This is a genomic window from Microcoleus sp. B4-C1 (genome assembly GCF_036705285.1).
Lineage (GTDB): Bacteria > Cyanobacteriota > Cyanobacteriia > Cyanobacteriales > Microcoleaceae > Microcoleus.
In genome coordinates, this window is sequence record NZ_JAUBUC010000116.1 from 1 (window position 1) to 18,482 (window position 18,482).

Here is an 18,482-nt window from a genome sequence, read left to right on the forward strand (position 1 = left end):
CATTTAACAATATAAAATAGGGGCGACCAGACGGCATTTACAATTTTACGGCAAAATTGGGTCTAAAGCCCCGTCCTTATAGGACGGCTTCCTCCTAACTGTATAAAACAAATACAGTTAGAAACACAGGAAATACTCGTTTATATTTAAGGACTTCAACAATGCGGGGATAGACTTCGGGGAAACTCGGAGCATCGGCTACCATTGCATCGCTAATGCCGTGAAGATAGGCTGCTTCTGCGGGGATGGGAACTGTGGGTTTGATGAGCGTATTCAGCAACATTTCACCGAGATGATTGATAATTGCTATCTCTACAATCTCAGCACGCACGAGCCCCGTAGTTTCAGTATCCAGAATCACCCAATCGTTCTGGCTTAATTGTTCTCTTGCCCAAAGAACGGCACTCACCCTATCTTTTTCTATGAAACCTACTTCTCGATACCATTCCCGGTAATCCCGCTTGATTTGGGCTTTGAGGCGGTTGGTGGCAAGAATTTCCAATTGTTTGGGAGATGGCTTTCTTTTGGGTCGGCAGGATGCAGGATTGTTGATGTCGTAGAGGAACACATCGTATTTTCGGGTTGGGATAACGCCTGAAGGTTTTAGAGGCGATAAACCAAGTTCACCCAGTTGTTTTTTAGTTTTCAGGTGCGGTGGCGGCTCGTTAGGTTCACCCCACCAACTGTACTTTGTGAGTTCCATAAGAATCGCTAAACTCCTAAACGAGCGCGCCTTAATTTAAGCGTTTCGAGTTTAGCCAACACAACATCTGGCGACTGCGATTCACCAGCTTTTACGGCAAACTGCTGGACTCCTTTGTGAAAAATTGCATAGTATCCATTATAACCGTCAATATTTGGCTCTAAATCAACCCACTTAACATATAGTTCGTCGCCAACCGCTTTAAATTCAATCTCCTGCAAAGCTTCTTTTTTGATACGTCTTGCCAGTCGCAAGGCAGCCTCAATAGCCTCTTTTCGTGCCGTCACAGCCGAAAGTTCGCCATCGTAAACCAAGCGCTCGCTCAGGAATATCTGACCAGTCCAAATTGTCGAATTAAATTTGTTGGTAATTGGCTTGATGTTTCTGATTTCACCCCGAAGTTGTAGCAGCTCGTACAACATGATGATTCAGATATAGCCTTTCTCAGAAAGATGAGGTACTCATGGGCATAGGCCTCCGTGGGCATAGGGCATAGGCCTCCGTGGGCATAGGGCATACCTCACTTTTTTGAGAACCGCTATATACCCAGGGTCATGATTTAAAAACAGACATTTCTATTATAATAAATTTGCTGAGTTTATCTCTTATTCTCGCTGTTCTTGTTTGGGAATCGCCAAAATTACTCATATTTTTACCTATCCAAGAAATCGGCAAAATGTGCAATCAAAGCCGCCGTTCCGTATTTACGAACTAGGTAAATAAATACGGGCTTGCCGACGCTTGAATACGAACGCGGCGAATCCTTATCTGGTTTGGTGCATTTCAGGACATTTTTAATAATATCAGAGGCATTGCGACTCGTATCTAGATACGCTAATACCTGCTCGAAAAGAGCCGATTCCGTTGTTTCACAGAAGTACCTGGATACGAGAGACGCGCCGTCTAAAATCGGAGACTCTTTATCTGGTAAGGGTTCTAGAGGTATCCGACCGTCCTTTGGGGTTTGGGGTGTGGATACGTCAGGTTCTTGCGTATCCCGCTCCGAATGCTCCCCTGTTTCAGCAATTTCTGATGACTTAAAAGTCTCTTCAAGGCGCTGTTTGGCTAGTTCCCAAAGTTGTTCTGGGTCATCAGTTTCGCTTGTTTGGTAAACTCCCATATTCTCTTTATTCGTGTCAGTGATTGGCTCAATTGGCTCTTTTAGAACCTTTCGTTTCCATTGGCTCAAGTCGGGTACAACAGCCGGGAATTCACCTAACTCGCAGCTAATCCATGCCGCTCTATTTCCCAGCGCTTCCAAGTAATCTCGAACTTGTTGGTACTTGGCGTATTGTTCGGAATCCTTGGGGAATTTGTTGCGGTATGATTCACATTCTTCTACTGCAAACTTGCCCATGTAAATGCTACAGAAACACTCAGCTAAATCGCTTTCACCCTCCAATCCCCAAGTTACAACTTGTCTACCCTGCGCTAAAGCAAAGATGCGGATGTTGGTTTCCCTGGCTAAAGTAATCATTTCACCCATAATTTGCTTGGCACTAAGAGAAATAATCTGTTTGGTTTTGCGATCGACAATCGCTCTTACATTACGCGAAATTGCTTTCCATTCATCAACAGCTACATTCCAAATGGGTGAATCAATCCCCTTTGCCATTAATGCTGTACGCCGCACTCTTTCACCTTGCAGTGCTTCCAAAGATGAACGGATAGCTTGGTAATCTTCAGGCACTCCTATTACATCTAAGCCAATCCATTGATGCGGCCACCGTTTGACCGTAATTACCGACTGCTTTTGGGATGGCATCACATCCATCAGCCAATCAAATAGCGTGGTTTTTCCGCATCTGGTAGCTGCAACTCCTCTAATGTGAGGAAACATCTCAGGAGTGTCCCTAAACTGCTTCCAATCAAAGAATTTCACTCCTAATTGGGGAGTTACTGGTAGTTCTACACCCAATAATTGATTGCTCTTTGGTGCGGGTGCTGCGTTTTGTTCGACTTGGGCATCTTCAAATTCCTGGAACCTTGATTCCATTGAAGCCGGCAAAGATTTAGGGGTTGTCAAAGCATCCAACAGTTCAGGGTTCTTCTCTAAATAAAGTGTGTTGTAGCCGTCATAGAGTTCGCGCTTGAAGTCCTTCACTCTCAAGTCAGCAGCAATCGCTGTTTTCTGGATTTCTTCGCTCTCCAAAATGTCACTTGTAGTTGCTTCTAATTGCTTTTGCCGTGCCTCAAATATCGCAGCCTCTTCCTCGCTCTTTCTCTGCTTCACCGATGCTGCACCCGATGTGAAATAACCCGCACCAAAGCTTATCGCACCAATTACGCCGGATGCAGTACGCAGCAGCCCCCAGCCTTGATGCAGCTTCACAAACTTGGCATTCTTGGGATACTTTGAACCCGATACTATAACAGGCGTACAAGGGTTTGTAGCTCCATTGCAGTAACTGACGTGTTTGTCGAAGTAGCCGAACAAACTAAGTCCGGTGCATCCGATACCTGCAATCAAAATAGCGAGCGTACTTTTCATCTCAACCTCCTCCGCACCAATGCGACCGACAAAAGCAACATCACCGCCACACCCACAATCACAAGAAGCTGCCACACTCTTGTTAAGCCAAAGCCTACGCTTAAAGGCATATTTGCCAGCAACCACGCCACGTCCCAAAATGCAGCCATAGTTCCGATAAGCACTGCCAATCCACTGATCCGCCTCATGGATAGTAAATAAGAGGTTGGGTTTTTTGGTTTTACTACAAACAGGAACCCGGCTACTAAAATCACTGCAACGAGCATTACAGGAGCACTGAGAATCCTCGCAACGTGAGCAATTGACAACCCAATCGTAAACCAGAATCCTTGACCGCAGAAGCTATTTAAGTTCTTGAGAAACCTCAATTGGTCTGATTCTTCTATGTCGGGGAGTTGTGGTTGTTGTGAAGGTGGAGAGACAGGAGGGTTTTGAGGTTTGGGGATGAGAAATGGTGGCAACTGCATGGCTACTTCCCTGAGAAATAATCAAAGGCTTTACCACCCCATTTTTTTAGCCAACCACTTTGATTGGTAGCGCTATTGCTAGCGTTAGTGGTAGCGTTATTGGCAACGTTATTGGCAGCGTTAGTGGCAGCAGGACTTAATTGTTTGCTGCTAGATGATGGCAAACCCAATTTCCCGCGAGTACCGTAAGCGAACAAGTCTTTTATCCTATTTCTCTCTTCGCTTTTTGCCTGTTGAGCTGCTTGCCGTTCCGCATAGTTTGCTGCTTCTGTGTCTGGTTTTTGGGATAGCGCCTCTTTTTGACGGACTAATCTGTTAGCCACTATCTGAAGAGAAATCTCAAGGTCGTATTCGGCTAAATCACCGTAAGCGATAACTTCTTGGTCGAGAAGTCTGACGCCAACATCCGAATCTTTGGCCAGTTTTTTAGTATTGGCCTGCCAACCTTTCCATGCCAAGAACACGTCGAGCGTGGCTCGATCGATCTTCTCCATGCCCTTAGCACCGGCTTTGACGCAGCGGGCTACAAACTCGTTGTATTTTACGACGCCATCAATATAGTCGTTGACGTGTTTTTCTAACTTGTCGAGGTTGTCAATGAGAAACTTGATTTCTTCAACTGAATCTACGAATGCTCCCAATTCTTCCTCGGACATCCCCGCAAACGCTGATGGGTCAAAACCGTAGTATCCCTGAAAAGTAGTCAACATTTCAGGTGCGCTATCAAATGCTTTGACTTTGCCGACTAGGGCTGGGGCGATGGCTCCACCGCCTGTGTATTTAACAATTTGGCTCATGGTTTGTCTCTTTTAATTAATTTTGAGTTATGTAGTTGATTTAGCATTGATTACTTTCCCCCAAGTGACGGTGCAAATTGATAGCTGTTGTTCGTACTGTTGTCGATATTCTGGTCGCCTTGAACTACTGTTGGCGGTAAATCTTTTACGGCTTGCCGATAACCGTCGTGGTAGATAGATTGACCTGCGTAAATTAGCAGAGTGGGGATAGCTGAGAATAGAATTGACGCACAAATGACCGAGAGCTTATCCGACATAGTTGTTACCTCGAAGTTTCATTGGGACTGAATGAAATGTAAACCTGTCCTTGACTGCTACATTTAAGTTGTACTCCTTAGCTCTATATGTGCGCCTTGCTCAATCCGGTAACAAAATCTCGTTGTCTGTCTTGCTAAAGATGACATTTTTACCGTATTCCACACAGTAAGGCTTTAGTAACTGATACTTTTCATCCCGGTCAGTAAACAGGATGTGTACCAGTTTTTGTTCTTGCCATCCTGAATTGCAGTGTTTAACTGTTGCCAAGACTTCTCTGATTTTCAAGCGCATCCTCCTACCAATACAGCCACTTCGCTCACTTTACTGATTGTCGCAAGCTTAGACTTAACAACCCGCCACAATCTCAATCCAGGACACACTAAATACAACTCAATGAAACCGTAACTTTCCAGCATCAGACAAACCTCATTAGCGCGATTGTTTCTTCAGCATAATTGTCATCACTTGTAGGAGAATAGCCCGCAGAGGTAATAGTTTCTGTGCGGGCTTTTTCCTGAAGCCGGTAAATTAAATAAATCAGCAATTTATCTACTACCTGCTTCTGTTGTGATCTCCGTTGTCTGAGTTGTCGAAGTTCTCGCAGTCGAGCGATGCAGTTAGCATTTTTTTTGGCTCCGTTTCCCTGGTTTCCAATGCTAAACGTCCACTGTCTATCCCTCCAATGAAAACATCAAGTGCATCAAATATTTCGTTGCCCAAATCACCAAAATCTCCGTTAGCGATATCTTCCAGAGCATCGGAAATACCGCCTCCAAAGATAAAATCCTTGGTACTCTGCCTTACTTTTTGCCTCGCCTCGTTCAGTTTTGCTTGGACGTTGTTCAAACCTTGTTCTGCATTCTCGGTAGAACGGGTTGTGCGTTTTTGTTTACCCGCGCTGCTATTTTGAGCTGCCTTAGCTTGCTCTACTGCTTTCTTGTCCGTTGTGTTCATGGTGGTAAAACTCCTCAATGATTTGATTGATTGATTGGATAGCTTTAGTCCTGCCTCGTTCCTTGACTAGCTGCCTGAACAACCACATGATTTCGCTGTCGGCTCTGTCAAATCCCTTGCGCCGTCGCGCTCGCGTGCGTTTGGGCGAAACTTCTTTGTCGGTCGGGGTTTCTTCCGATTCTGAGACTTCAATTTCTTCAACACCCTCCTGCAATCGAATAAGTTCTAATTCTTTGAGTACCGCAGCATCCCGCCTCAGTTGAGTTAGAGAAATATTCATTGCACCGGCTAGCGTTCCGTTCGTCGTCCAGTCAATTTGTTCGGGAATTATTGCTGATAGCGGTCGAAACATGGTCGTTACTTGGTTGTTTCCCAGGCGTTAAATGGTCGGGCAATCTTTTACCAACCACTTAACGACCGCATGAAAATCAAAAAAAATTATTTCCTTTCTGGAGTGCTAAATGATTTGGCATCCCAGATACCCCAGACTTCGCGGGCAGAAGCTACGGCATCTTGAAGTGCTTCTACTTGCGATCGCCCGAAAACTATAATCTGGCGGGGTGGATTGTACTTGCGGGTGACGGTAACGCTCCACTGCAATTGATGGCTTTTGAGTGCTTTCATCGATCGTCCCTCCCGTCGCCCGGAGATGGTGCAGCTTCCGATGAAGCCAACAGGGAACCGGAGAGTAAGCGAATTAGGCGCAGGGCTTCGGGTTCGGAAAGCCAAACATCCAAGTGTTCCAAGGAATCGGAAAACAAATCCGATAGTTCGCATTGAGAGAGCGCTTGGAGTACCGTCGATGAATAGTGCTGGGCGTAGGTTATCGCTTCGATGAGGGCAAGCTTTTGGATGCGATTGCAAGTGCTCAACAGCGATTGCCAGCAAGAATGGAGTTGGCGGCTGGAGAATTGGTCGGCTATTGCTTCTACTAAGGCGATGGCTTCGGATTCACTGGGCAAGAAATCAAAATCTTGCGGCCACTTATCGCCAAGACATTCAACAGTACCGCACTCTTTAATAGAGCGGGTGAGCGTGTCCCTTTGGCGCAGCGAATAAACGACCGCTTCCATCAAAACCCAAAGAGCGGGTTCTGCCATCGCGTCCACGGATGCCAACAACGAAGGGTACAAAGAAGCGCTCGTCACTTTTGGCGTTGCAGCAGCAGCGGACACCTCAACCGTTATCGGTATCGGTATTTGTGTCATGATTGAAAAACCTCATTAATGTGAGTGCCGTACCCCGCCCCAGAAGATTTCCAGTCATAGGGGGCGGGGTTTGGTTTTGGTGTTAAGCCATAACTGTGTATGCACAGACGTAACTATGTATGCACAGACATATCACTTTTGTTTAGGTGTTGTCAAGCCCTATGATGAAAATTGTTAATTGTGCATACACAGACAAATGACCAGAAAACCGGCTGAACGCAGCGCTTGGGGCGAAAACAAAGAGCGCTACAGCATTTTTGTGACTCCTACGGCAATGAAAGCGATCGACACCAGGGCTGAGGTGCTTGGAATCTCGCGCTCTGAATTCTTGGAACAGTTCGCCCGCCTGGTTGCAGGGATGACCGACACTGAACTAAAAAAGGAGGATAGGGAGGAATTGACCAAAAGTGTTGGAGCAAAGTATCGCATTAGCCCGCGAAGAACTTGCTGGCCGCGGTTTGTTTCTCAAGCGTAAGGCTAAGGGCGCTCGGGTTCAATTGCTAAAAAATCAAATTATGGAATGGGAAACACTACTTGAAAAACTAGGTTGAACTTTCGTATACACCAAGCTTGGACTGTCGGAGTTTAGTGTATAGGCCACGTAGAGCGCGATGAAGCGTCAAAGGAGTTTTTGATGAGTGAATCAGTTAGAGCCGTCAGGGCTTCCGTGCAAATAGGTTCCCTCACAGTCGATGGGTTTATGTTGCCAGACGGCAGTTACCGGATGAGCCAAACACAGGCGGCTGAGTGTATTGGGGATGATCCAGTTTACGCCAGAAACTTTTTAGGTTCTAAGGAGGGTAAAGCCATACTGGGTGAGGGTTTTACGCCAGAAACTTTTGAAGTTGACCCCACGGGACAAGTCAGAGGACAAACTCGCATTCGGGGATGGCCCTTAAGTGTTGTTTATGCTTACTGGATTTACCGCTGTTACAGAGGAGTTAAACCTGCTTTTGACTTAGTTGTGGCTTTGGGTACTGAAACCTTAGAGCGCCGATTTGACATAGCTTTCGGCGTTACTCGCACCGAATCCGAACGCAACGAACTGCTTGGCCAGCGAGTCCAGCAACTCGAACGCGACCTGCGAATGTTGGGCAACGCTTACTCTGCTGAAGACGAAATTCGGTGGGAGCGCGACTACTACGAGCGCTTGCAAGCGTGAAAACGGCATCGACCCTTGGAGAATTCCGGGGGGTGAGGATGAACCGGGTTAATTGCGATCGGCAACAATTGGGATTTTTCGATTCGGAAATTCCTTGTCAGCTAACGTTCGCTCGCAATACGTCCGCGTATAGAATTTGAAAAGGCTGTTGTCAACAAGCGACCGCCCGCATCGATTAGACCAGACCAAAAAAAAGTCCGCTATCTATAGAAGAGACGGCAGACAATCAAAAATAAAAAACTTTAGATTAATCATAGTCTATTTCTGCCATTACTGCCACATTTGCACCTTTGCACATCAACGGTAGTTACAGCAGAGCCGTCTCTTCTACATTTAGCGGGTTTTTGCAATAAAAACCAGCACGCAGCGCTATGAGTAGCGAAAGAGGCATCTATGAATATTGCAGATCAATTTTTATCAACTACCGCGTACCTTTGCCCCAAACACAAGACCCACATTGAGAGCCGGGGGCTGTTGAATAATTGGAGTTACGCCAACTGCCGAACCGTCTCTGCTGACGAGGCATCATTTTACTTGGGCTATACCGCCAAGTCTGGTGGCATCTTCTTTATTGGTGCAGGCACACAATTTCAGTTCAGGCCAGACAAGCCCTGGAAGTCAAGAGAAGATAAAAAGGCACCGAAGTACCGCACCCCGTTAGGGGAATATGACGCTTTTCTCCCCCAGCATCCAACCGACAAGGACTATTGGGATACCGAAAAGCTTGCAGAGCATTGCTACCACATTAACGGTCAGCCCTACATCTTACTAACTGAAGGAATTTGGAAAGCCATCGCGGGATGCTGTCATGGTTTACCCACAATTGCATTGATGGGAATCAGCATGGGGCTGACTGCCAAGAAAAACGACTTGCAGAACAAACGCTATCTCGTTCCCACCCTAGAAGCTTACGCCCGTGCCGGTTTTGGGTTCATCATTGTCTTTGATGCGGATGCAGCGACCAATCCAAACGTCATTTGGGAACAGCGGAAACTCGGCCACCAGTTGCTTAAGTTTGGTGTCCCCGTTCGCAGCATTACTGCACAATGGGAACCTGGCACTGAAGGAGAAACCAAAGGTATGGATGATTTTATCCAGAGAAAAGGAATAGAAGAGTTCAGGCGGATGCTTATGAAGTCAGTCAGCTTTCAGGACTGGGAGAGCAATCTTGATGAGAGCGAGGATTCATCGCCTAAGAATAAAATTCCTTTACCCCAAGAATTGGGAGCCGAACTTGCCGAGGAGTTGCGCGACCAACTCTGCTACTCTGACGAACACAAATCTTGGATGAAGTACGAGCTGCGACACAAAGGAGTTTGGGCAGCGGTGAACGACGATTATGTCCTCAGCGCCATAGATACCATGTGCCAGACGCGGGGGTTGCAACCCAACAACGCCTACTGCGCCAACGTTCTAGGGTCGCTCAAAAGGAAATTATTCGAGCTCGATTGGTTAGAGCGACCATCAAACGAACTATTGCCCTTTGAAGATGGGGTGCTTTCCATTGAAAGCAACACTTGGCAAGAACACGCCCCCGGATTCCGACTAACTTGGTCACTACCGCGCAGCTACAAAGGAAGCGCTGTTAATACTGGATGGGCAAAAATCAACGATTGGATGAATCAGGCCACCGATGGCAATCGGAACAAGAAAGACATTCTGATTGCCTTCATCGCCGCCAGCTTGCGCGGTATGGCGCATTTGCACAAATTCCTAATGCTGACTGGCCCCGGTGGAACTGGGAAAGGGCTTTATACTAGACTGACCACAATGGTGGTTGGAGAGCGAAACACTTGGATTGGAAACTTGGAAGATTTAACCGCTTCAGATAAAGTCGCGGATTTACAGACAAAGCGGCTAGCGGTTTTTGACGACCAAGAAAAGTACACAGGCAATTTATCAAACTTCAGGTCACTGACGGGCGGGGGTAAAATTAGCGGTCGCCAATTGTACAAATCGGCTGTTGACTTCCGTTTTTCTGGTCTGGCGCTAATTACTTCAAATCAGCCGTGTTTCCCAGCCAGCGGACTTTCCTGGTTGAAGCGGCGAATAATTCAAGAAGGATTCGAGTACACCCCCATTAAGCGAAACCCCCACCTCGAACGAGAATTAGAGCCGGAATTAAGCGCATTTACCCAATATTTGTTATCAATTCCAGTGACCGAAATTGAGCGCATTTTGGCTCAAGAAGGAACCGGGATTAATGGCACTTTTTGGGCTGACCGGGTGCGGGCCGACCCGATGGCGTCATGGGTCAACGATTGCATTATTCACGATACCGAGGCCCAGACGGCAATCGGAGCCAATAAAGACGAATGGAAAGATGCGGATTATGTCGCGGCTAAATCAAGTTTGTTCGGCTCCTATAACAATTACTGTCGTCAAGCCGGGTACAGCGCCAAAGGTAAAAACAATTTCTCAGCAGATTTGGTGGAACTCTGCCGAGAAGTCCTCGAATGGAAAGATGTCGCAAAGCAGCGGTCGGCCGCTGGCATGGCAATCAAAGGGTTGAGGTTGCGGACAGATACCGACCAAGACATTTCGACTGTAGAAGATTTGTTGAGTCAATCCAAAAATGTAGATATAGGTCTACAGGGTGCAGACTCAAATGTAGACCTACAATCCTTATCCCACAAGGCTTGTGTAGACCATGTAGACTTAAACTCAAAATTTGTAAAAAAGAATGAAATTACTTCTGCTGACTCAAGTCTCGAAATTGATAGCGGCACAACATCAACTTCTGCTGACTCAAGTCTCGAAACTGATAGCGGCACAACATCAACTTCTGCTGACTCAAGTCTCGAAACTGATGGCGGCACAACATCAACCTCTCCCGACCAGGTGAATACTGATGCTGATGTTGTGGAAGTCTTACCCTCGCCCAAAGTTTACACGCTCTACACGAGCCATACAGAGCAAGACATTCAGCCTACACAAAGCCTACATTCAGGTGTACATTCAGGTCAGCACTCAGAATTGAACGAAGACGAACTCGACTTGCTGCAAATGATTCGATTGGCGCTGGCAGAGCCTGACCCCGAATCGGCACGGCAAGCGGCCACCGACATTCTGCCAGTGCTCAAAAAAGTCTGTGGCAAGGGAACTGCAAACCGAGAGAAGATTTGGGCGGCGCTGACCGAAGAAGAGCGGAGCGAGTTCACCTCTTTAGCCAAAAATTCAGAGCGACCGACAATCTCTGAGCGGTCGCTGAAGCCGAGCGCACAGGGCGACAATTTCTCCGAACCGGAACCGGAGCAACTAGCGCCCGAACCCGCACCAGCAGAGGAATTAGCGGAACCGGAACCCGCACAAATCGCGCCAGAGGATGCCGAAAAGATACGAGATATTGCCCTGATTTGGTGGCCCGAATACTACCCCGAACAGCTCCAAAACCTGCTTACACAGATGTACGGATGGAACGCACCGGGGACTCGCTACGAGGCTGCCACAATCACCGCTTGGCTCGAAGGGGAGGATGCTTTGGTGAGGCAGCGGATAGGTGAGCTGATGCAGCAGCGGCGTTAGAGCCTTTTGGCTTAGTTCTGACAGAGTAGAAAAAGCCCCATTTACCTTTTGATGCGGTTTGTGGGGTTTGGGTAGCCTATCAGACGTAAATTCTGCACACTCAAACCCACTTTCCGCACCCTCCACTGTCACAATCGGTTTTGGCGGAATTTTGTGAACCCAACTAATCATTTTTTATACACAGAAGTGGGAAATTGGACTTGCGCTCGCCAGTTCAATTTAGCCAAACTCCGAAAATTCGTATTGTGACAGTTCAGGGTGCCGAATGTGGGCTATAGGATTGAAGTCGGGAGAATAGGGTGATAAGTTCATTCACCTGTGTGGCTGGCCCCCTCGGCAAGGCACATCGACGGCGCTCGCTATGTCTGCCGAGTGTCCGATAGTCTAAAAATTCCTCAGTTGCGTAAGTCGTATCAATTTTTAAAGCTGTAAAAGCTAATCCAGCTCAATATCTTGGGTGCGCTGTTTATGCTGTTGGTTATTTTGTTTATGAGTTGGCTGTTCTTGCTCAATTAATTGTATCCAAATATCATTCCAACTTGACTGTGGAGTGGCAAGTTCTGCATCCGGTAGCAGCGCGAGCGCATTTCGAGCGAGCATATAATCTTCTGCTATTGCTATAATAACGCTATCGAGTTCTTGTAAGAATTGTATAGGCAGTTGTGAAGCTCGTTCAATTCCTAGGTAAATTGTGGCTGGTGCTGTTGCAGAGTTATCCTGGCTATTTTCCTGTTCAATAAGCAAAATTGAAAGGGCTTCAATTGGGTTACAGGCAATCACAGCTCGCTCGATTTCTCCAGTAGTAGCTACCCAGAAAGCAGCTTCAGATGACAGGGGATGGGTTGTAGTAAAGTTGCCTCTTTCATCGAGAACAAAAGCGAACCTGGCTTCCCCCTCAAGCGTCCGTCCTGTAAACACAGCCTTTTCTGAGCCGGCATACAACCAAGAATGAGAGTGCAATAAATCGAGTAACTCTAAAGGTAAACTGTACTCGACTGCTAGATGCGAGCGCACTTTTGGCCACTGAGTTTCATTCCTTTCAGGCAGGATTGATAATTGCAACTCTAACTCATTGGCTGTTGCAGGAGTTGCAGGTGCGGTTGCTGCTAGCTCAGATTGTGACGATTCTAACTCATTTGCTGTTGCAGGGATTGCCGGTGCGCTTGCTGCTAACTCAGATTGTGACGACTCTAACTCATTTGCTGTTGCACTCGTTGCAGGTGCGGTTGTTTCTAGCTCAGATTGTGACAACTCTAACTCATTTGCTGTTGAAGGAGTTGCAGGTACGGTTGTTTCTAGCTCAGATTGTGACAACTCTAACTCATTTGCTCTTGCAGGAGTTCCAGGTGCGCTTGCTACTAACTCAGATTGTGACGACTCTAGCTCATTTTCCTCTGCCTCACTGGGGGCGATAGCTAAGTGTTGTGGCTGCATTAAAGCCTCAATTAACGCATTATCTCGTTGTGGGTCATAGCTAACGCCTCGATGCTTCTGCAATCCAGAAAAAGTGTAGGCTTTACCCAACTGAGTGCCACTCAAAGCGACGCCATCTAAATTGTAAGAAATGCCTTTACTGAAGCCAGTTCGAGTCAATCCGACTTGCACCTCTACGCCTTGTTGCTGCAACCGCTCAACGAATTCTGGCATACTTGGGTTGTCTTGGGTGGCTTCATCAATTCGGTCTTGTAATTGCACCCTGACGCTCTTGTTTCCTTTGCTTTGTAAGTACCTGTGTTCTCCTGTAGTCTGAGCCCGCCTGTCTGTTTCCCAACTGGGTGTAACAGTGTCCAGGTTGTAGTTCCGTTCGAGTTGGCGAATAGTTTCTTGGCTTTTGTAATAGTCCCAGCTATCGTCAACAACACCTCCATCTAAGCAAATGCGACTGGCGACGATGTGGATGTGGTCGTGTTCTGTATCGCTGTGCTTGACAACTGCGTACTGGTTGTTGTCAAATTCCATCGCTTTCATGTAGTTGGCTGCAATCGCCAGCCAGCGCTGGTCATTTTCTTCAGAATCTTCTAGTTTTTCGGTGCTATCGACAGATAAAGTGGCGTGAAAAACTGCTACTTTCAGGTTAGGTCTTAGTTGTCGGGCGATGGCAAATTCAGCAGCCAGTTCTTCAGGAGTTTGTCCGCACATAGTACCGCCAATTAGAGTGGCGTCTTTTTTGCCCAGCACGTAGTTCAGACAGCCTCGAAAGCCTGTACCTTTGATTTGTTTGCCAATCATAACCGTTTTGCAGTAGGTTTATTGCATCGATTGCTCAGGCTTGTTAAAAATTAGCGAACTGTAGAATTGGTAAGGTTTGCAACTATTGTTTTAATAGCAGTTTGGTTTTGTTGAATGAGGTGCTGTACGCTTTCTAAGAGTCCTCTATTGACAATAACGGGTTCTCCTAATATCACAGCACTATTGTAAGCTTTAGCAATCTGATTAATATTGTTTCCGGCAATTCTAAGTTGGGCATTAATTTGGCACAAAACTTGATAGGCTTTCAAGTCAAATGCAGCTAGAGGGCGTGGCATGGCTCTTTTCAAAGCTGCACGACGGATGAAGTCGCTCATACTCAAATTTACTTGCTCTGCTCTTGCTTTAATTTGATTGTAGTCTGAGTCTGTTAGGCGAATGTGGATATGGTTTGATAGGCGCTCTTTGGGTCTTACTTTCACTAAAGTTTTCATAGCTTTTAATCAGGAATCACACTATGAGCCAAGATACAAGTTAATAACTGTAATCGACAAGCGCTATTCAGGTGAATTTATCTCCCCCAATTGGAGAGGGCTATTTAGACAGTTTATTAACGTAGAGACTGACGATAATTTCCTTTATTTGTATAAAATAGTGGGTTGAGGTGCGATCGCACTTGAATAAGTGATGAGCTTGTTGAATTGCTTTTGAAGCATTTTCTCCCGATAATTTCTTATAGCGGTATAATATTCAGCTTTAATTGTAGTACAAATAGTTACAATTGTCATTAAAGCTTAAAAAAGTATTAAACCCGACCTTACGGTTAGGCTTCGGTAAAAGGAGGGTGCATTATTTCTCTTTCTGCACATAAAAGTCAGGTTTGTGATCACAAAAACATTGCTTGCTACGACTCATTCCTGCTTTTTGTGCAAGCTTCCTCTCTGGCATAAGTTTGAGTTTTCATGCGTTTTTTGCTGCGAATAAGCCCCCAAATTCAGCTAAGAATTAAGTTTAGTTTGCACAAGTTTACTCGCACATTCTCAGAAAAGACAGCGAAAAACAGCCAAAAACTCACGAAAACTCAGTCCTAAAAAGTTAATTTTGAGGTTTTTTTCTGTCCCGGTACACTTAATATCAATTTAATAATTTAACAGCAAGCTCTACACTCCAATTTTAGGCAAATGTAGCAGAGGCTCAAAAGTGGTAGCATTTATAGCAACCTGTACTTTCACAATTAAGCAAGCCGAACTAATCGAATAGAATGTTAAGGTTGCCTAAAAGATTGCCGCCTCGTTATTAGCCATTCAGCTATTGCATATTAATGTATCGGACAAAGGCGGTAGCGTTTTTCTAACAAGAGTTGCAGTTCAGTTTGTTTGGCTTTATTGAAGGCAGTGCTACCGTACTTTTGTACAAAAAAAGCAAGATGTCTCAGTAATTTTTTGCTGCCAGAATGCTAATAGCGTTACTTCGGCAAGCAAGTAAATTTTGTAGTCCAAGAAAAAGTGGGAAAACTTGCTAAACTAGGCAATGAGAAGGTAGTGACAATTGTGGGGGCGATGGTACGGTTGGTACCCGATTTCAGAGAGAGCGCGTGAGCCTCGCGCCTCTAAGTTTAAGGCCGTACCGATATGAGTTTTCACGCGGCATTACATAACCTTGAACTAGCATGACTGGTTAACTTGAGAGCGAGGAAGCGATCGCTACGCTTGTGTGACGGGGCAATTGATGCCAGTGCTGCCAGAAAAGTCGCCACAATAGTATGAGCAATCGGGACAGTTGAATATCGGGTAAAAATCAAGCCTTTTGACACACTTGGCTAACATCGCATCAGTGGTATTGATTGGGAGGCACAGTTGAAGAGCGGGTAAAATTAAGCCCCTTGACACCCCAGCCCTAGTTTTTAGGTAGTTGTGGCGATAGCTGCACGGCTCACGATTCAAAGCCAAACCTTTGTGGTGATTTGAATTATTTTGACTTTAAAAACTACAACTCGCGACTCGACTCCGCTGCCCTTACTCGCACTATCCGAATCTGCCGGATTGTCGCTACCACTGGCTCACCATTGACCCTATCAAGTCGATGCTCGCTGTGATTATCGTTCGTCCGACAGCTAGCAAGAGCGCGATCGCCTTGCACTTAGGATTACCGCATTCATGAGGGTGCATTATTTTTTGTCAACACGAATTAGTCAGGGTTTGCGATCGCAAAACCATTGCTTGCTACTGACAGAGAACAGCCAAAACCAGCCTCAACAAGCAAAGGCACGAACAGCATAAAAAAGCAGCAATTTAACCGAAAAAGTCAGGCATTTGCAGGATATTTTCAGGTAAATGCAGGTAAAGTGCACCCCCTGCAAATACCTGACTTTATACTGCACTTGCCTGACTTTATACTGCACTTGCCTGACTTTAGCTGACGCAACAATTAGCTAATTTTTTACCGTTTTTAACAAAATCCGAATTGATTTAATAGTCAAGTTATGGCATCGAAATTGAATTAAAAATCAAGTTGAGCAAGTGCGAAAAAATTGGCAGGCAGCAGCCGTTATCTAAATTGAATTAAAAATCAAGTTGAGCAAGTGCGAAAAATTTGGCAGCGTAGCAGCCGTTATGTCAGCCTTAACAGTTGCATAAATTGCTGTTGTCGAACCCGCGCTTTGCAATCGGCTAAACAGTTGTTGTCCGAGCGAGTTTGAAAGTCGGATAAAAATTTACCCCCTGACTCGGTTTACAGTAGTCGCTCGGTTTACAGCAGTCGCTCGGTTTACAGCAGTCGCTCAACTTCCACCTATTAATGGCGGTTATAATTCTCCACGTTATGAGTACAAGCAGTAATCTCTAGGCGTAAAGAGCGATCGCTAATATATTCCCACAAAGAAATAGTTCGCCGTGCCTGTCCCATACCTGACCGCTTTTATTGAGGCATTTGGGCTTCAGTAGCTACTCGCTCCGTAGGAACTGATCCATATCAATAAGGTTTGAACTGCGGGTAAGCAATATGCTCAATATTCATGGGAGGGTGGATATTCTTCGTCTGCACGAATTAGTCAGGGTTTGCGATCGCAAAACCATTGCTTGCTACCAAAACTAAACAGTCATAACCAACCTCAACAGGCAAATGTACGCTGGACACAAAAAAGCAGTAATTTGGCAGGAAATTGCAGCCGTTTGCAGGGTATGTTCGGGTAAATACAGGTAGAGTACAGTCCCTGCAAATGCCTGTAATCTCACTGATTTTATACTGCAAACTCCTGACTTTATACTGCAAATGCCTGCATTGCGATTGATCGCTACTTACACTCGATGGCTATTAAAAGTCAACGCATACTCCGCCCTTCGAGCGCTCGACCTTCGTCATTAACATTTCCTCGATCGTCCGATGTTTGAAATAAAGGAAAGCTGTTTATTTTCGGCGATGGCAAATTATTCTCACTCGTGAGAGGCCCAATAACCGAATAATTACGAAGGTCGGATGGAGGATGGCGAACGATTCGCTCCCTCCGCTTTAATTTAATCTTGTGCTTGAAGTTCCGTGACCTCTTACGCACTCGGTTTACAGTAGCCGTGAGGGAACGGCGTGCTTGGTTTACAGCAGTCGTGAGGGAACTGTGGCTTGGTTTACAACAGTCGATCGACTCCCAACTATCAATGCTCGTTATAGTTCTCTACCTTATTCGTACAGGCAGTAATCTCTATTCATGGGGTGGATTATTTTTATCTCGGAAACATAAAGTCGCCGTTTGTGATCACAAAACCATTGCTTGCTACCGATTGAGAACAGCCATAACCGACCTCAACCAGCAAAGGCAGTCCTTGCACAAAAAAGCAGTAATTTGGCAGGTATTTGCAGGTGGCAAGCAGGATATTTTCGGGTAAATACAGGTAAAGTGCAGCCCCCTGCAAATGCCTGTAATCTCACTGATTTTATACTGCAAATACCTGACTTTATACTGCAAATGCCTGACTTTAACGCTCCACAACAATTAGCTATTTTTTAGCCTTTTTAACAACAAGTGAATTGATTTAATAGTCAAGTTACGCGATCTAAATTGAATTAAAAATCAAATTTCAGAAGTGTGAGAAAATTGGCAACACAGCAGCCGTTATGTCAGCCTTAACAGTGGAGTGAAATATTATTGTCGGGCCCGCGCTTTGCAATCGGCTAAACTGTTATTGTCTGATCGAGCTTGACAAGGGCTTCTGCCACTTGCTCTGCATTCAATCCCATTCCCAACAGCCGAAGAATTGCATCAAAAAGTGCTTGTTGGGTTTTAGAGGCTCGTTGTGCACCTGTCAGCAGCAAATTGCCCTCTGTGTCCCACCACCTCAGCCACAGCATCGTTTGGTTTTGATAGCTGCCCTGCCATAGTCCTAACTCTACGCCGATTGGCGCGATCGCATGCAGGGCCGCGCGAGTTCGGAACCCACTGCTGCTAAAACCTATTGTTCCGGTTGTAAACCTCCAGCCTGCCGCTGCCGAGTTCATAGATGCGACCATACCATCTAATGCTACTTTTGACTTAGGCTTCAACCAAGATATCAAGGCGCTAGATGAATGCGCGATCACACGAGTACCAATACCTGGTTAGCTTCTGAGAAGAGCTTAAAATAATTCTTTGTAGTGGTAATGGGACAGCCACCCCCACCAACTTTAGCTAAACAGACGGGAATCCCCACACTATACCGATCAAAGGTTAGTGTGGGATGAAAGACGCGGTGAGGTGAGGA

Annotated in this window: 19 protein-coding genes; 4 read left to right on the forward strand and 15 right to left on the reverse strand. The window is 45.9% G+C overall.

The window, feature by feature from the left end; all coding sequences use genetic code 11:
• Positions 1-94: 94 nt before the first annotated feature.
• The 11 genes from QUB26_RS28345 to QUB26_RS28395 form a co-directional block, all read right to left on the reverse strand.
• Positions 95-703: a 3'-5' exonuclease gene (locus tag QUB26_RS28345; RefSeq protein ID WP_333320651.1), complete on the reverse strand. Its 609-nt coding sequence runs from the start codon at positions 701-703 to the stop codon at positions 95-97.
• Positions 704-711: 8 nt separating this feature from the next.
• A complete protein-coding gene (locus QUB26_RS28350; RefSeq protein WP_333320653.1) occupies positions 712-1,125 on the reverse strand; it encodes a hypothetical protein in 414 nt (137 codons plus the stop codon).
• A 230-nt stretch (positions 1,126-1,355) separates the two neighbouring features.
• A complete protein-coding gene (locus QUB26_RS28355) occupies positions 1,356-3,194 on the reverse strand; it encodes a hypothetical protein (RefSeq protein ID WP_333320655.1) in 1,839 nt (612 codons plus the stop codon).
• Positions 3,191-3,661 carry a hypothetical protein gene (locus QUB26_RS28360; RefSeq protein ID WP_333320656.1) on the reverse strand — a complete coding sequence of 157 codons (471 nt, stop codon included), beginning with the start codon at positions 3,659-3,661 and terminating at the stop codon, positions 3,191-3,193. The genes QUB26_RS28355 and QUB26_RS28360 overlap by 4 nt, the downstream gene beginning before the upstream one ends.
• Positions 3,662-3,663: 2 nt before the next feature.
• Positions 3,664-4,458, reverse strand: coding sequence for a hypothetical protein (locus QUB26_RS28365; protein WP_333320659.1), 795 nt, complete (start codon positions 4,456-4,458; stop codon positions 3,664-3,666).
• A 50-nt stretch (positions 4,459-4,508) separates the two neighbouring features.
• The gene (locus tag QUB26_RS28370) at positions 4,509-4,715 is read right to left on the reverse strand and encodes a hypothetical protein (protein ID WP_333320661.1); all 207 of its coding nucleotides are present in this window, start codon (positions 4,713-4,715) and stop codon (positions 4,509-4,511) included.
• A gap of 100 nt (positions 4,716-4,815) precedes the next feature.
• Positions 4,816-4,983 (reverse strand): hypothetical protein, encoded by a 168-nt coding sequence (locus QUB26_RS28375; protein WP_333302874.1) that lies wholly within the window; start codon positions 4,981-4,983, stop codon positions 4,816-4,818.
• A gap of 285 nt (positions 4,984-5,268) precedes the next feature.
• A complete protein-coding gene (locus tag QUB26_RS28380; RefSeq protein ID WP_333320663.1) occupies positions 5,269-5,670 on the reverse strand; it encodes a hypothetical protein in 402 nt (133 codons plus the stop codon).
• Positions 5,633-6,022 carry a hypothetical protein gene (locus QUB26_RS28385; RefSeq protein ID WP_333320665.1) on the reverse strand — a complete coding sequence of 130 codons (390 nt, stop codon included), beginning with the start codon at positions 6,020-6,022 and terminating at the stop codon, positions 5,633-5,635. Before QUB26_RS28385 ends, QUB26_RS28380 begins: the two co-directional genes overlap by 38 nt.
• An 86-nt stretch (positions 6,023-6,108) precedes the next feature.
• Positions 6,109-6,294 (reverse strand): hypothetical protein, encoded by a 186-nt coding sequence (locus tag QUB26_RS28390; RefSeq protein WP_333320667.1) that lies wholly within the window; start codon positions 6,292-6,294, stop codon positions 6,109-6,111.
• Positions 6,291-6,878 (reverse strand): hypothetical protein, encoded by a 588-nt coding sequence (locus tag QUB26_RS28395; protein WP_333320669.1) that lies wholly within the window; start codon positions 6,876-6,878, stop codon positions 6,291-6,293. The genes QUB26_RS28390 and QUB26_RS28395 overlap by 4 nt, the downstream gene beginning before the upstream one ends.
• Positions 6,879-7,074: 196 nt before the next feature.
• Here QUB26_RS28395 and QUB26_RS28400 point away from each other — a divergent pair, with 196 nt between their 5' ends.
• The 3 genes from QUB26_RS28400 to QUB26_RS28410 all read left to right on the forward strand — a co-directional run bounded on the left by QUB26_RS28400 (position 7,075) and on the right by QUB26_RS28410 (position 11,565).
• Positions 7,075-7,353: a hypothetical protein gene (locus tag QUB26_RS28400; protein WP_333320671.1), complete on the forward strand. Its 279-nt coding sequence runs from the start codon at positions 7,075-7,077 to the stop codon at positions 7,351-7,353.
• 159 nt (positions 7,354-7,512) lie between these two features.
• Positions 7,513-8,040, forward strand: coding sequence for a hypothetical protein (locus QUB26_RS28405; RefSeq protein ID WP_333320673.1), 528 nt, complete (start codon positions 7,513-7,515; stop codon positions 8,038-8,040).
• Between the two features lie 393 nt (positions 8,041-8,433).
• A complete protein-coding gene (locus QUB26_RS28410; protein WP_333320675.1) occupies positions 8,434-11,565 on the forward strand; it encodes a DUF3854 domain-containing protein in 3,132 nt (1,043 codons plus the stop codon).
• Between the two features lie 435 nt (positions 11,566-12,000).
• On the opposite strand, the gene QUB26_RS28415 is transcribed toward QUB26_RS28410, so the two are convergent.
• From QUB26_RS28415 to QUB26_RS28425, 3 genes are all read right to left on the reverse strand, one after another.
• Complete coding sequence (locus tag QUB26_RS28415; RefSeq protein WP_333320678.1) at positions 12,001-13,794, reverse strand: relaxase/mobilization nuclease domain-containing protein; 1,794 nt, start codon at positions 13,792-13,794, stop codon at positions 12,001-12,003.
• A 50-nt stretch (positions 13,795-13,844) separates the two neighbouring features.
• On the reverse strand, positions 13,845-14,246 hold the full coding sequence (locus QUB26_RS28420; protein WP_333320680.1) for a plasmid mobilization protein: 402 nt from the start codon (positions 14,244-14,246) through the stop codon (positions 13,845-13,847).
• A gap of 144 nt (positions 14,247-14,390) precedes the next feature.
• Positions 14,391-14,540, reverse strand: a complete 150-nt coding sequence (locus QUB26_RS28425; protein ID WP_333320682.1) for a hypothetical protein — start codon at positions 14,538-14,540, stop codon at positions 14,391-14,393.
• Between the two features lie 2,736 nt (positions 14,541-17,276).
• On the opposite strand from QUB26_RS28425, the gene QUB26_RS28430 reads away from it, so the two are divergent.
• Positions 17,277-17,630 (forward strand): hypothetical protein, encoded by a 354-nt coding sequence (locus QUB26_RS28430; RefSeq protein ID WP_333320684.1) that lies wholly within the window; start codon positions 17,277-17,279, stop codon positions 17,628-17,630.
• A gap of 286 nt (positions 17,631-17,916) precedes the next feature.
• Here QUB26_RS28430 and QUB26_RS28435 read toward each other — a convergent pair whose 3' ends face one another.
• Positions 17,917-18,252, reverse strand: coding sequence for a hypothetical protein (locus QUB26_RS28435; RefSeq protein WP_333320686.1), 336 nt, complete (start codon positions 18,250-18,252; stop codon positions 17,917-17,919).
• Positions 18,253-18,482: the final 230 nt, after the last annotated feature.